Source organism: Mesorhizobium sp. M0159 (genome assembly GCF_040322295.1).
Taxonomy (GTDB): domain Bacteria; phylum Pseudomonadota; class Alphaproteobacteria; order Rhizobiales; family Rhizobiaceae; genus Mesorhizobium.
Genome location: NZ_JAMYTF010000007.1, coordinates 243465 through 256054, shown reverse-complemented (window position 1 = coordinate 256054; position 12590 = coordinate 243465). Strand labels below are relative to the sequence as shown.

The window sequence follows — 12590 nt, the reverse complement described above, 5'->3', positions numbered from 1 at the left end:
TTGCGGCGGCCCCCCCGGCATGCCCCCGCCCTGCCCCCAAACAAATCCCCAATACACGCCTCCTCAAAAACAAAAACCCCCCCCCCACATTCCGGGGGGCCGGGCTCCAACTGAACGTCACTATTTCGTCGGGCTTGGGCGGCTTACTCCTCCTTCACCGGCCCGAACCGGCGCACGATCATTTCGAAGACGATGTCCGAAATCCACATGGCCGAGACGCCGATTAGGAACGCCGCGGCCAGCGTCGTGGTGTCGTCGTCCGGAGAAGGAATGGGCAGGCCGGCGGCGCGGAAATAATGCACGACCGGCAGCGTCAGATAGGCCGCCGCCAGCGCGCCGCAGATCGGCGAGGCCACCATTTCGCGGACCTTGTAGCGATGGCGCGACAAGGCCCGCAAAATGCCGCCGGACAGGCCGGCGACCAACACCGGCGCCTTGATGCCCAGGACGTCGAGCAACTCGTGCATCATGGCGTCCACCCGCACCATCTGGCGCCCTGCCCGTTGAAGGCATTCATCTCGTCGAGCTCGGGCCGGGTCATGGCGGCGACCACGGCCGCCGATGGCCGGCGCGGCTGGTTATGGTCGCACCAGACCTGGCGCGGATTACCGGCCGGCGCGGTTGTCGTGCAGCCGGCGAGCACCAGGCAGAGGATCAGCGCCTTGCCCATTTCCCAGCCTCCGCTCTGGCTGCCGCATCGGTCATGCCGGCGGCCTTGCGCTCTTCGGCGGCGGCCTCGCGGCTCATTTCCAGGCGGTCTTCGGCGGCCGCGACTTTTGCCTCGGCCTGTTTGACCGCCTCCTTCTTCGCCCGGTTGATGCCGCCGGCAACATAAAGGCCGATGCCGCCGGCCGCAGCGGCCAATACCGTCATGACGACCTTGTTGCCGAGGATGGCGCTGAGAATGGCGAGGAGTGCGGCCATCACAAATCCTCCGCGCGGCGGCGGCGCAGGAACTCGGTCAAAACGCCGTTGATCACAAGAAACCAGGGGAACCATTCCCCTGGGATAATCGGCGAAAGAACCTGCGGGTCGACATAGGTAACGACGGTCGCGATAACGCCGATGGCCGCCTGAAGCCGCGCCCAGAATATTGTTTCGCTGCCGCGGAAGAAGCTCTTGATCCGGGTCCACATGTCATTTCCTTCCAAACAGTTTCAGGATGGCTGATAGTTTCAGGATGGCTGCGATCAGCGCTGCCCAGAGGCCGGGCCTGGCGGCAGGCACGGGAGGTGCAGAGGACGCGGGCGCAGCGGTCGCTTGCGGAACGGCAATTGGCTTAGCGGGCTCTGGCGGGACTGCGGGGACGACCGCCGATGACACCGGACCGGCAGACGGCCAGGGCGTGTCCTTGATGCGCGACCATTTGCGATAGGCCTCGGCAAGCCTGGTATCGTAGGCGTTCTTGCGGTAGCCGGCGCCGTTGTAGCCCTTGGCAAAAGCAGCCCAGTCATGATTGCGCAGATTGCCGTCGAGCCGCTTCGCGACGATGAAATCGATCGCCGCACCGAGCTGCAGCGCCTCGTCCGCCATCATTGCCTCGGCCATCGCCTGCACGGTAAGGAAGCCCGCGGCCTTGAAATTCTCGCCGAGGACCTGACCCAGCCCCCACGAAGCGGATTTGAGCGCCGCGGTTTCGTCGATCGCGCAAGCTGCCCTGAGCCGTGGGTAGCTATCCCTGGGATAGGGCTTCTCGCCCCACTTCGGATAAGCGAGGCCGGCGGCTACCGCTTGTGCCCGCTTGGCACCCGACAGGTTGCGGTAGAAGACGTGCGGTTCGAACAGGATGACCGGCCGGCCAACGGCGTCGAAGCCGTGCCCGCTGGTTTCAACATCGAGGAACGCGTGCATCTCGTCCTCGCCGACGCCGATCCGGGCACCGAGTTTCGGCAAGTCTATATCATCGAGGCGCCTGGCGGCGCCCCTGAACGTCATGTCCATGGGCAGTCCTTTCCGCCCTCGCGGGCAAGGTTTTGAGGTTGAAAAAGCAGATGCGTGGCGGCAAAGCAGAATTGGGCGGCAGCCCGTGCCGATGTTGCAAGGAAGGTTGATGTTTTCGATCCGCCGTGTGAAATGGCCGCGGGATGGTGCACATGTCTGATGATGAACAAACAGCTGCGGCGCGCTGGTCGGTGAAGTCCGAACTCCGCGCCGTCGGTCGCGACAAGCCGCTGCTGCTGGTGCTGGCGGCGATCCTCTGCCTCTATTGTGCGTTTATCGCCGGACCGATCGTCTATGCGGTGCTGGCCATCAACGGCATTGCGGATTTCTTCAAATGAAGCCGGTTCCGGCGATCTCGCTCCGGTCCCGGTTCCTGTGTCTACCGCGCCCGAAATTGCTCGACCTGGATGAAATTGCTTAGCCGGGATGAAACTGTTCCCGTCTATCGTTCGTACCTGTAGCGGGTACGGGAGGACACGTGACGATAAGAATCAGGCTTCCAGGCGGGACTTTGAAGATCAAGAAAAGGGACGAGCTGCGGCGTCGCGAGCAGAACCGCGAGGTGCCGGTTTGGCAGGTCGGCAATTACTTCGTCATCTGGTGGCCGAGCGGCGTGTCCGATCGCCCATCGTCGCCCAGAAAATCCTCGCCCAGGAAATAGCCCGCGCACCAGACGATGCCGACTGAGCAATGACGCCTCCGTGCGGGATCGGAAACCGCCGTGCGCGCCAAACCTCCGAAGACCGCTCGATAAATCCCAGAAAAAGTCAGCGGGCAGGCATTGACTCTTCCGCAACGGAAGGTCTCTGATGCTGCATTGCACAATGGGATGGCGGAATCGATGGCGGTGCGTATCAGGATGCCTGGCGGCACACTGAAGGTGAAGGTGTACCGCGAATTGCGCGACCGCGAGCGCGCCCGCCGCATACCCGTCGTCAAGATCGGCCGGGTTTATTTCACCTGGTGGTCGAACCGCCAGCGCCTGATTGATGATCAGTCGCCAGGGTGACGCATGAATTTTTTCGGCTGCCATGCGCCTGGGAAAGCCCGCCCCGACCTCCGCCGGCCAGCTTGCAAAATAAGTTGATGAGGCCGCTGTTGACTCTTCCGTAACGGAAGGTCTCTACTTCCGCATTGCACGAAAATTGCTGCGTTGCACAACGGGAGTTGGACCGATGGCAGTGCGTATCAGGTTGCCTGGCGGCACTCTGAAGATGAAGACCTATCGTGAGTTGCGGGCCAGGGAACGCGACCGCCGCGTGCCTGTGATGAAGATGGGCTCGCTGTATTTTGTCTGGTGGTCGAAAAGCCAGGAACCTCACCAGAAGCCGCAGGACAGCAGACGGTAGCGGCTCCGCCGCGGTGGGTCTGCGTCGGCGATGAACCCTGACAATTCCGAAATACTGCCCAGCTGTAGGATTTCTGGTCGGCCTGCTGTGCCATTGTTGGTGCGCACAGCATCCCGAGCGGCCTCGCAGAGCAATTCTTCTGACGAACTTTTCGGCGATTTTCAAATGGCCTCCAGACAGGCGGACACGCGCGTTTGCAAGCTTGCAAACCGCCGCCGCTTGTCGCAAATAATTGTCCGCGGGCGGGCGATCAGGAGTCATCCATTGATGAATGTCCAATCGCGCATGCATGCTTTCCTTCGCTCAAGCCCCCTCCGATATTATTTTCACCTCGCAAAGGCTCGCCTTGCAGGGTCTCCGCAATCAGACGAAAGTGTGATCCTGTCGCAGATTGTTGGCCAAAGCCCGAAAACGTTCTTGGAATTTGGTTTCCATCCGACGGAGTACAACTGCATTGGGCTTAGTGAATTCAGGGGTCTGCTCGTCGACGGCGACGCAACGACCGTGCGGTTGGCGCGCTCGCTGCTTCCAAAGCGGATTGAAGTGCGCCAGAGCTTCATTGATCTCAACAACATCGAAAGTCTCGCCACGCATTTTCCGCAACTTGGAGTGCTTTCCGTCGATGTCGATGGAAACGACTACTGGTTTCTGCAAGCCTTGCTGCCAGTGCGCCCGGCCGTCATTGTCGCGGAGTACAATGCCAGCTTCGGGCTCAACCCCGTCACCGTGCCATACGATCCGTCGTTCGATAGGGCCGCAAAGCACGAAAGCGGTTGGTATCACGGCGCCTCGATCACCGCTCTGACGCAGCTCTGCAATAGTCACGGCTACAAACTCGTCGCTGTCTCGGCGGCTGGCGGCAACCTGTTCTTCTTGCCGCAGACTGTGGCCTTGCCCGGACTAGAGCCTGTGGAGGCGTACCGCGAGAGTGCACTTCGCAACGGCTGGTCAGGAACCACGGCGAAGGAGCAATGGGAGCGGATCAAGCACATGCCCTTCGTGACTGTGAGCTAACCGTGTGATGAGCATTAACCCAAAGGCATCATTTCACGACCCGGTCAGGCCGCACCAGGGCGTCAGCAGGGACGTCGGTTCGCACTATGGAACCGGCGGAGATAATCGCCCGATCGCCGATCGTGACACCCTTCATGATCATGGCACTGTTCCCAATCCAGACATCGTCTCCAATCACGATCGGAGCTGAGCGGATGCCAGGGTCGACTCTAGGATGGCCCCGCTTGAAGATGGCTTGCATCTGCGCGAAGCGCTTCTTCGGGTCCATAGGATGCGAGTTGGTGTCGTGGATCGCCACACCCCATGAGACGTGTACCCGCTTTCCGATCTTGATCCCCACCGGGTCTGACGACCAAATCGTCGAGCTTGGGCCAAGATAGAACCAATCATCAATGTTGATCCGACCCTCGTGGGCAAAGACCTGCAAATGCCCATCCAAATGGCTGTCCGCGCCGATTGAGACGCGAGACCGGTCACCGTGGATATTAAAGATCTCTGCCCCGGCGCCGAACTTCGTGCGCGGCCCGATGACGGCATTCTCCCTAGCGGCGCCCGTGGCGATCCACGACCAAAAGCGGCGGCGAAGAGTGAGAACGGTGGAGAAGACGCGCATTCGCGAACATCTGCCACACAGGACCATTCCAGTCTAGGCTCCGAAGAAGCCTCGGCGCGACAGACAACGGAGTTCCTCAGCGTCGAAAGTTCCGTGACGCAGACTGCCCGCAGCATTCGGATGGAGCTCATCGCCCATGTAAAGCAACGAGGTCAGGTAGCCGATGCCACTCTCACCACCTACGTCGATTAACGGTATGGACAGCAGCTTCGCCACTTCGCGCTCGGCGTTGAAGAACTGGTCCATGGTGTTGCCCTGGCCATTCACCCGACCTATCCGGTGCGTCGCGTGTCCAGGGCCGCCGCTGTAGGTGCCAATCATGACGATCTTGGCGTTCGGCGCACGCGCTCGGATGGCGGCGCACGCCGCCCACAGCGAACCATAGTGAGTGGCGTAGGTCGTGTCGCCGAGAGCGCCCAGGGGCGTCTCCTGCGCGCCAAAGGCGTTCGGGCCCGGCTCCAGGATTACCAACTCCGCGTCGACCGGAATATTGGTGATCGCATTGGACATTCCGTAGCTCGGATAGGCGGTGGTGCTCAGCCCCAAGGCCGAGCCACTGACTGCTAGATTGGTAGGGACCATACCGGTCAGACCGGCGAGGACGGGAACGTAGTAGGCTCCGGCCGAAATACTAGAGCCGATCAGCGTCAATTTCTTACCAACCAGGGCGGCCGAGCCGTCGTCATATGGATCGCCGCCGATGTTGGCCGGATCCGACAGTAGGCCAAGATACAGAGCGCCATTGGCGACTGCCGTCACGCCGGCGCTTTTGGTCCAGGCCGAGTTGGAGAGGTTTTCCGAAGACGAGAAGACATTCGGCCCACCATTGATGCTTAGAGCCGACCTTTGGACATAGAATCCAGACACACCATCGCCGACATACGGGTGACCGCCAGCAGACGGGAAAATACGCTGTTGCCAGTTCGTCGCGGCCGTGGCCGTTGCCGTCTTCGTGACCGTGCATTCGTACCAGCCGTTGCCAAGAGCGACGATGCTCGCGCCCGTGCCGGTCGCAGTCCCGGTGTCGAGATTGAAGGTGCAGTCGAAGATGACGGCGTTGTTGGAGTAGAGATTGAGACGATTGCGTTCGGCCTTTTTGGCGGTGACTTTCCAGACGATATTGTCGCCATTGACCACGGACCTGCCCTGATAAACGGAAGGATTGCCAGAGCCGACCATTTCGACAAGCTTCGATGCCGTCATTCGGCCTCTGACGGTCACGTCGAGGCCATCGACAAGCGGAGGCAGGGAGATCAGCACCGGTTCATAAGGGCTGACCGTGGTGGTAACCGTCACGTTCTGCTTCGTGAAGGCGGCGTTGGCGGGGTCGCTGCTCGGGAACAGGTTAGCCGGCAGGCCCTGCTTGCGCAGCACGATACTGCGAATGTACATACCGCTGGTTCCATCGCCGGTGAACGGAAAAACGCCAGCAGCCGACATGCGTGCCTGCACATTGTTCGTAATATTTGCCGCAGCCAGGACGACAGCCTTGCACTCGTACCAGCCGGAGCCAATATCCATGATGGCAGCGCTGACGAGGTTCGCGCCAGAACTGCTTGAGACGATACCCTCCTCAAGATTGAAGTTGGCTGTATAGGCCGCACCAGCCCCCGCGTGAATAAGCTGCAGAATGCTTCGCTCTCCAGCTTTGGCAATGGCAATGTGCTCGATCGTGTCGCCCGACACAAAAGAGTAGGATCGGTATACAGATGGGCTGACTGATCCGGCCGCCTCAGTTAGCCTGGCGGTCGGAACGCTAAGGCCTTCGATCATTGCTAGGCTATCGACGCTCGAAAGGAGAGCAGCCGTTGCCGCGCGAACGCCCGTGTCGGCCGCCACAGGCCCTGCCCCGACATTGTACAACCCCAACGAACCAGTCGAAACTTCGGTCCAGAAATACTCGCCGACATCGACATTCCTGCCCAGCACCGCCGCTGCGGCGGCGCCGGCGAGCCCTGCCGACGCCGCAAAACTGAACGTCGGCGCCACTGTGTAGGAGCCCGGCGCCGTGATCAGTATCTGCGTCAGCGCCCCGCCCGCCACGACGAAGCGGCCGGCAGCGCCCGAGCCAGTTCCGCCGGTAAACGCCAGGTCGAACGTGCCATTGGCGCCGCCCGAGCCTGGCGTGATCGCACCGTTGCCGGCGACGCCGAAGCCGATTGCCGCCGCCGTCGTCGGGAAAATGCCCTTGCCGTAGAGCGAAGCGTCGCGTGCGGCCTGGGCGCTGATGACGGCGGCCGCGGCGGCTACGGCATCGGAATTGGTCGCAGCCCGGTCGGCGGCGGTTTGGCCGGCATTCGCGGCGGAAGCGGCGGCACTGGCGGCTGCCTGGCCGGCGCTGGCTTCGGCAGCATCCTTCAGCGCCTGGGTTTCATCGCGCAGCGCTTCGACCTCATCGACCACGTCGGCGATGTCGGGCGGAACGGATGCGGCGACGGTGATGGCATCGGTGCCGACGGCCGGCTCGTCGGCCGTGAACTCGAACACGCGGCCGGCATTGACCGATCCGATCTGGGTATGGACCGTCGTGCCCTTCTGCAGGGTGCGGGTAGTGCGGGCATCGGCGGCGCGGAACCATTCGCCTTCGCTCGCGGTGTAGATGCCGTTCTGCGTCGGGTCGGCCTGGTCCTTGACCAGCACGCGGTCGCCGATTTCGGCCGGCACGCCGTCGATGGCCTGCAGGCCGTGCAGGAGGATGTCGGCCGTGGTTGCGAGGCGCACGGGTTCGCGTTCGCCGGTCAGGAGACGAACGGCGGCAGTTGCAGGTCGGGACATGAGGGCTTGCTCCATAAAAAAGCCCCGCATAAGCGAGGCTGGAAGGGGTTCGGTGCTGGTGTGGGAAAGCTAAGCTACGCGGCCGGACACCGCGCTATCCGGCGCAGCCGGTGATTTACATTTTTCAGACAGCGAGCGGCAACGCGGTCCAGGGCTACAGCAATCCGCCAATCAGCCTTCTTGTGCCGCCCATGGCCGCCAGCCCGCAGGCCATGCCGGCGCAGTCGGCGACCCAGTCGAGGATATCCATATCGCGCGCGATCAGCTGCGCGCCTTGAAGCAGCTCGATCGCCGCGCCGGTAAGAGCGAGGAGCAGGACCAGTCTCGTCTTGTGTTCCGGCCAGCCGAGGCTTCCGAGCGCCGCCAACACGGCGAAGGCGGCTGCGTGGTTGAGCTTGTCATGCTGGAAGGTGAAGCCCATGTCCAACTCCTGCAGGAACCGCACCGGCGAAAGCGCGAGCAGGAGAACGCCGGCCAAGGTGAGCAGAAAAACGATCCTTGCCATGGTCGGAAAAGAGTCTGTGCGCAACAGGTCAATCCTTCATCTGGGATGGGAGGCGATCCAGAAGGCACCACCGACTGGTACCGCTCTGCGGTTAGCAGGCCATAAGCCAGCATCGTGACCACAATCAGACCGCTGTCCCGATGGCGGCACCAACCCCCGGCCTGGTTGCCATCGCCGGAGTGGCATACTCACTGGTGATCGCGCCAGCGCTGATCCGGTCGAGCCGGCTGCCGGGTACGGGGTAGTATGTTGATACATGATCTGCCCCACCGTCGCCTGGTGGTATCTCATGAGACACATCCATATTCCAGCCTGTGTCCGGATCCTTGGGCAAGGACCTGAACCCAAAACGTCTACCGACGAAAGATCGTCGCTGCGAGCGGAACCAGCGCCTGTCTTCACTATCCTTGCTTGACGTCGAAAGGCTCAATAACAGCAGAGGGGGTTCCCAACTGCTCGAGCAAATCCAGCACGCGCTCCGAGACAACAAGGCGTAGGTCCCGAGCGATGCCGAAATCATCGCGGCCTGCTTGTCCATTAATCTTCAGCCAGACGAAAGCTGGAAGTTCCACCTCGGGCTGCAGTTCACGAAAATCCTCGGACGTCGTGACCTCAACATGGGCGAACGTTGCACCGGAGAAGCCAACTTCCAACAAAGCGCGCTTGGCCTCCTCGGTCACAAGAAAGCAAGGAAATGTTGTGATGAGCACGTCACCGAACCATCCCTCCATTTGGTAAATAAGCTTGCTTACGACAGGTGGGTGGACACTCGTATCAAGGACAGTTCCTTTGCCGAAGCCGCCGGCAACATCGGGTTTTCTGTAGAAATATTGCATCATTGAACTGTCGATTGGTTGAGTGGATGGCCGTGCCCATCCAGGTAACTTCCGGCGTGCCGTGACTACCCATTGCTTTATTGCCGAGACCATCCCTGCCCCTTCGGCCGTCAGCCGTCGAACGGCTTGATGGTAGCGGAAGGGAGACCTCGTTCATCAAACACCTCGAAGACTCGCTCCGATAAGACGAGGTTAAGGTTCTTGGCTATGCCGAAGTCATCGTGACCCGCTTTCCCACTCACCTTCAGCCACACGAAAGATGGAAGCTCTACCTCGGGCTGAAGTTCGCGGAAATCTTCGGACGTTGTGACTTCAACAGGGGCGAATGTCGCTCCGGTGAAGCCGATTTCTGACAACGCGTGCGCGGCCTCTTCCGTCACGAGGAAACATGGAAAGCTTGTTATAAGAACATCACCGATCCATCCCTCCATCTGGTACACAAGCTTGCTCACGATAGGAGGGTGGACGCTGGTATCCATGACAGTGCCGTCACCCAATCCGCCGGCCACATCGGGCAGAATGTCAAAGTATCTCATCATTCACCTATTGGCGGATAGAACAAATGTCCATACTTCTTGTCGATTTCGGTAACATAGTCAAGGACCTTCTGACGGGTGGCATGAGGGTTTTTCTTATAGAAATATTCCCACTCGCTCCGAATTACCTTCAGGTGCAAAATTATGTCGAACTCGTTCCGGATTCCACGAAGATTCTCGATTGAATGCAGCTCTTTCTCTGTAAAAAGCCCGGGATACCTTTTAAAAACTCCCTGCTCGACGCCATGATGCACTCTATAGTCGCTTTTGTTGAGACTAGGATTCGCATCGAAAAAGACTTTTCGATAGTCGTTGGATGGAGCCCACCCAACCTTCGCCCCGGCATGTTTAACTTTGGACGTATCCCTGGCAAGCATCGCAGCTAATAGCGCGGTTTCAACTGCACTGTCGGATATTTCGCCGGGTGGTGTCTTCCGGCGTGGCATTGGTGGCGAGACCGAGCGCGCAAGCGCTTGCTGGTGCCTAAGGGTTTCGGCATCGACCCCACGAACAAGTGCCTCGCCGCCTTCGACTAGGTCAGTCGGCCGCCTCGAAAATATTGAGAGTTTCTCTACCCAGGGCTTGGCAATCTTCGCCGCGGCGCGTTCCAGGGCCACGGCCGCCAACCTATCGCCAGGAATTGCGCCCGCGGCATTGAGCAGTGTTTCTTCGTAGTTGCCTTCCAGCGCTGCATTTCCAGCCTTCTCCAGTGCAAATGACGTCCCCAACGGCGTGAAGTCGGCCACCGAGATGCTGTCTTCGCCAAGCCCATCGGAGCCCACGAGTTTTTGTGCGAGACGACGCCACAGGCTCCCCCGCTCACTGTCGCCGGCTATCAATCTCCCGAGCCACTCTTGATTCGTCGGTAAGTAGTTGGTGAGTTCCGCGTTTGATACCGATCGTCCTGGCTCGACAGTGTTGGCTAAATCGAGCAGCATCATCGGGTCGACTACAGCTGCCCGGACCGACCTATCCGCGATGCTGTTATCTGTTTGGGACGCGCTGGTCTGAAACAGGTGGCTGAGCACCGCTTCGCGCGCGGCTTGATTCGGTAGCGCGGCGAACACATTGCGCAGCTCTGTGGTCTGGTCTTGCGGCTGGGCCTTGAGTCTGCCGACAATGTCCTCAGCGACAGAGTTGGGTAGCGGCTGGGCGGTCTCAAAACCCAACTGTTGCTGGGCGGCGATGGAGCCAATGATCGCCGCCCGATAGTCTCCCGGCCTCGACAGGTTGCTCCAGGCCGCATCAAGGTTCGCGAATGCCTCGCGGACATAGCCGCCCGGATCGGCCTGCCTGGCCTTGAACGTCAGGTCCGCGGCGGTGGCGATAGCGTCATGGCGCGCCTTGTCCACTTCCGGCGTTGAACTATCAGCGGTGGGGTCGGCGTCCTTGACCATGGCCCGCACGGCGTTATTCGACAGGTCGCGCATGCCGTGGAATTGACGATTAACCTCAACGGTCCTGTTGAACGCCTCGAAGCGCCTGGCGCCTTCGGTAGCGCCATAGAGAGCGACGAACTGTTCCGGCGTTGGGATCGGGCCGGAATAGGTTCCATTGTCCCTGATGTCGGCCGGCGCATTCTGCTCGGCCAGGATAATGTTTGTGCGTTTTTCGACTTGCCGCATCGCGTCGGCGGCTCGGGCCTGCTGGACCAACCCTGGCCGCTCTTCGGGGGCAATGTCGTCCCCAAAAGCCTGCGCCAACGTTTGGTCCGGCGTAAGCTTGCCTACGCGGTCACGGAGCGAAGCCGGTGCGGCAGTTCCATCCGCCGGAGGCCCACTCACAGCCTCGACGGTATCGTCCTTGGTCCTGCCGTCAGTCGCTCCCGACCCCCCACCCAGCATCCCCGCAGCGCGCTTCGGGTCTTGGGCGATCATCGCCTGGACGAGCGCCTTTGCCGCGTTGCTGCGCCAGGCGGCCTCGGCAGCTTGCCGGGCCACCGGGTTGCCCATCTTGCCGATCAGGTCGAGCCCGCTCTGCCTGATCGCCTCGAACGTGCCGCTGTCGTCCGGGTCGCCCTGCGCGATGGCGCTTGTGTAACCGTCCTCGACCTTGCTCCACTCGGCCTGCTCATAGTTCTGGCGCCGCGCGTGCTGCTGCGCGGCCATGCGCGCCGAGCCGGCGAGCCGCAGAGCCTGCTTTTGGGCGAGGAAATTGGCGCGTTCGCCCTCCGGCACTTTCGCCACGGTGTCGTCGAAGATCTGGTCGAACAGGCCGGGCTTGACGACGCCGTCGCTGCGCGGATCGAGCTGGCCATACATGAAGTCGTGCAGGCCGCCGCCGTCGGCCGGCGCGGTCTGCACCGCCACGGCCTCGGCGTGCGCTATGCGTGCGTTCAGTTCGCGGCCGATAATATCGGCGTCGAACGCATCCTGCTGCTGCTTCTGTTGCTTGAAGCGCTCGGCAATCGCCGACAGCTCGTCGCCAAAGCCTTGCATAGCGGCGTCCACCGGCGAGCCGTTGGGATAGGAGGCCACACTGCCGGTATCGAGCCGGCGCTGGGCAAGCTGGAGCGGGATGGTGGCCATCAGTAGAGGCCTCCACCCGGCGCCGGCGGGAAGGCGCTTCTGCCGAACGTCACCGCCTTGGCCGGGTCGTAGAGGCCGGAAAGGCCCGACACGAGACTGCCGCCGGCCTTGAAGATCGAGGCGCCCACTGCCTGCCTGCCGGAAAAGCGCGAAATCGCAGCCTGCGTGGCGAGACCGTTCTGGCGCAGCTGCGAGCCGTACTGGATCGCCTTGAGGTCGAGCTGGCCCTGCCTGGCATTGGCCGCCAGCACCTCGGTCGGCGAGCCTGCTATGGCGACGCCCGAAGCGCCGGCCTGGGCACGCGCCTGCGCCTGCCGCAGGTCCTGCTTATGGCGCTCCTGGCCCTGCTCGAAGGCCGAGCTTTGGGCGTCGGCCCGCGCCTGCTGTTCATAGGCTTTGGCCTGGTAGTCGGCCATTTGCTTCGACCGCTGGCCTTCCGCCAGCGCGCCGCCGACCGAAAGCGCCGTACCGATAAGAGCTAGTGTGCACATGG

General features: G+C 61.5%; 17 protein-coding genes. 5 read left to right on the top strand and 12 right to left on the bottom strand.

Features of this window, described 5'->3' with window-relative positions; genetic code table 11:
* Positions 1-143: 143 nt before the first annotated feature.
* From NKJ32_RS10740 to NKJ32_RS10720, 5 genes are read right to left on the bottom strand one after another with little or no spacing between them, the layout of a single operon-like run.
* The gene (locus tag NKJ32_RS10740; protein ID WP_023675762.1) at positions 144-467 is read right to left on the bottom strand and encodes a hypothetical protein; all 324 of its coding nucleotides are present in this window, start codon (positions 465-467) and stop codon (positions 144-146) included.
* Complete coding sequence (locus NKJ32_RS10735; protein ID WP_023675761.1) at positions 467-670, bottom strand: hypothetical protein; 204 nt, start codon at positions 668-670, stop codon at positions 467-469. The genes NKJ32_RS10740 and NKJ32_RS10735 overlap by 1 nt, the downstream gene beginning before the upstream one ends.
* On the bottom strand, positions 655-924 hold the full coding sequence (locus tag NKJ32_RS10730) for a hypothetical protein (RefSeq protein WP_023675760.1): 270 nt from the start codon (positions 922-924) through the stop codon (positions 655-657). The genes NKJ32_RS10735 and NKJ32_RS10730 overlap by 16 nt, the downstream gene beginning before the upstream one ends.
* Complete coding sequence (locus NKJ32_RS10725; RefSeq protein WP_023675759.1) at positions 924-1136, bottom strand: hypothetical protein; 213 nt, start codon at positions 1134-1136, stop codon at positions 924-926. The genes NKJ32_RS10730 and NKJ32_RS10725 overlap by 1 nt, the downstream gene beginning before the upstream one ends.
* Position 1137: 1 nt before the next feature.
* A complete protein-coding gene (locus NKJ32_RS10720) occupies positions 1138-1941 on the bottom strand; it encodes an N-acetylmuramidase family protein (RefSeq protein WP_352827535.1) in 804 nt (267 codons plus the stop codon).
* Between the two features lie 152 nt (positions 1942-2093).
* Between NKJ32_RS10720 and NKJ32_RS10715 the strand changes: the two genes are divergently transcribed.
* The 5 genes from NKJ32_RS10715 (at position 2094) to NKJ32_RS10695 (ending at position 4304) form a co-directional block, all read left to right on the top strand.
* Entirely contained in the window at positions 2094-2279 is a 186-nt protein-coding gene (locus tag NKJ32_RS10715) for a hypothetical protein (protein WP_352571264.1), read from the top strand.
* A gap of 173 nt (positions 2280-2452) precedes the next feature.
* Positions 2453-2602, top strand: coding sequence for a hypothetical protein (locus NKJ32_RS10710; protein ID WP_352458143.1), 150 nt, complete (start codon positions 2453-2455; stop codon positions 2600-2602).
* 180 nt (positions 2603-2782) lie between these two features.
* Positions 2783-2950, top strand: coding sequence for a hypothetical protein (locus NKJ32_RS10705; RefSeq protein ID WP_352484420.1), 168 nt, complete (start codon positions 2783-2785; stop codon positions 2948-2950).
* Between the two features lie 166 nt (positions 2951-3116).
* Positions 3117-3290: a hypothetical protein gene (locus NKJ32_RS10700; RefSeq protein WP_023675754.1), complete on the top strand. Its 174-nt coding sequence runs from the start codon at positions 3117-3119 to the stop codon at positions 3288-3290.
* 267 nt (positions 3291-3557) lie between these two features.
* On the top strand, positions 3558-4304 hold the full coding sequence (locus NKJ32_RS10695) for a hypothetical protein (protein ID WP_352474245.1): 747 nt from the start codon (positions 3558-3560) through the stop codon (positions 4302-4304).
* Positions 4305-4332: 28 nt separating this feature from the next.
* Here the strand turns inward: NKJ32_RS10695 and NKJ32_RS10690 are convergent, their stop codons facing one another.
* The 7 genes from NKJ32_RS10690 to NKJ32_RS10660 form a co-directional block, all read right to left on the bottom strand.
* Entirely contained in the window at positions 4333-4917 is a 585-nt protein-coding gene (locus NKJ32_RS10690) for an acyltransferase (RefSeq protein WP_352571265.1), read from the bottom strand.
* 33 nt (positions 4918-4950) lie between these two features.
* Entirely contained in the window at positions 4951-7692 is a 2742-nt protein-coding gene (locus tag NKJ32_RS10685; RefSeq protein ID WP_352755548.1) for an SGNH/GDSL hydrolase family protein, read from the bottom strand.
* 154 nt (positions 7693-7846) lie between these two features.
* On the bottom strand, positions 7847-8221 hold the full coding sequence (locus tag NKJ32_RS10680; protein ID WP_352571267.1) for a hypothetical protein: 375 nt from the start codon (positions 8219-8221) through the stop codon (positions 7847-7849).
* A gap of 377 nt (positions 8222-8598) precedes the next feature.
* The gene (locus NKJ32_RS10675) at positions 8599-9036 is read right to left on the bottom strand and encodes a hypothetical protein (RefSeq protein WP_352571268.1); all 438 of its coding nucleotides are present in this window, start codon (positions 9034-9036) and stop codon (positions 8599-8601) included.
* 107 nt (positions 9037-9143) lie between these two features.
* Entirely contained in the window at positions 9144-9569 is a 426-nt protein-coding gene (locus NKJ32_RS10670) for a hypothetical protein (protein ID WP_352571269.1), read from the bottom strand.
* Complete coding sequence (locus NKJ32_RS10665) at positions 9569-12097, bottom strand: hypothetical protein (RefSeq protein WP_352571270.1); 2529 nt, start codon at positions 12095-12097, stop codon at positions 9569-9571. The genes NKJ32_RS10670 and NKJ32_RS10665 overlap by 1 nt, the downstream gene beginning before the upstream one ends.
* A complete protein-coding gene (locus NKJ32_RS10660) occupies positions 12097-12588 on the bottom strand; it encodes a hypothetical protein (protein WP_352571271.1) in 492 nt (163 codons plus the stop codon). Before NKJ32_RS10660 ends, NKJ32_RS10665 begins: the two co-directional genes overlap by 1 nt.
* Positions 12589-12590 lie beyond the last annotated feature (2 nt).

Bases quoted from the DNA above. Each gene is read 5' to 3' on its own strand.
- NKJ32_RS10740 (WP_023675762.1), bottom strand. From the start codon at position 467: ATGCACGAGTTGCTCGACGTCCTGGGCATCAAGGCGCCGGTGTTGGTC.
- NKJ32_RS10735 (WP_023675761.1), bottom strand. From the start codon at position 670: ATGGGCAAGGCGCTGATCCTCTGCCTGGTGCTCGCCGGCTGCACGACA.
- NKJ32_RS10730 (WP_023675760.1), bottom strand. From the start codon at position 924: ATGGCCGCACTCCTCGCCATTCTCAGCGCCATCCTCGGCAACAAGGTC.
- NKJ32_RS10725 (WP_023675759.1), bottom strand. From the start codon at position 1,136: ATGTGGACCCGGATCAAGAGCTTCTTCCGCGGCAGCGAAACAATATTC.
- NKJ32_RS10720 (WP_352827535.1), bottom strand. From the start codon at position 1,941: ATGGACATGACGTTCAGGGGCGCCGCCAGGCGCCTCGATGATATAGAC.
- NKJ32_RS10715 (WP_352571264.1), top strand. From the start codon at position 2,094: ATGTCTGATGATGAACAAACAGCTGCGGCGCGCTGGTCGGTGAAGTCC.
- NKJ32_RS10705 (WP_352484420.1), top strand. From the start codon at position 2,783: ATGGCGGTGCGTATCAGGATGCCTGGCGGCACACTGAAGGTGAAGGTG.
- NKJ32_RS10700 (WP_023675754.1), top strand. From the start codon at position 3,117: ATGGCAGTGCGTATCAGGTTGCCTGGCGGCACTCTGAAGATGAAGACC.
- NKJ32_RS10695 (WP_352474245.1), top strand. From the start codon at position 3,558: ATGAATGTCCAATCGCGCATGCATGCTTTCCTTCGCTCAAGCCCCCTC.
- NKJ32_RS10690 (WP_352571265.1), bottom strand. From the start codon at position 4,917: ATGCGCGTCTTCTCCACCGTTCTCACTCTTCGCCGCCGCTTTTGGTCG.
- NKJ32_RS10685 (WP_352755548.1), bottom strand. From the start codon at position 7,692: ATGTCCCGACCTGCAACTGCCGCCGTTCGTCTCCTGACCGGCGAACGC.
- NKJ32_RS10675 (WP_352571268.1), bottom strand. From the start codon at position 9,036: ATGATGCAATATTTCTACAGAAAACCCGATGTTGCCGGCGGCTTCGGC.
- NKJ32_RS10670 (WP_352571269.1), bottom strand. From the start codon at position 9,569: ATGAGATACTTTGACATTCTGCCCGATGTGGCCGGCGGATTGGGTGAC.
- NKJ32_RS10665 (WP_352571270.1), bottom strand. From the start codon at position 12,097: ATGGCCACCATCCCGCTCCAGCTTGCCCAGCGCCGGCTCGATACCGGC.
- NKJ32_RS10660 (WP_352571271.1), bottom strand. From the start codon at position 12,588: ATGTGCACACTAGCTCTTATCGGTACGGCGCTTTCGGTCGGCGGCGCG.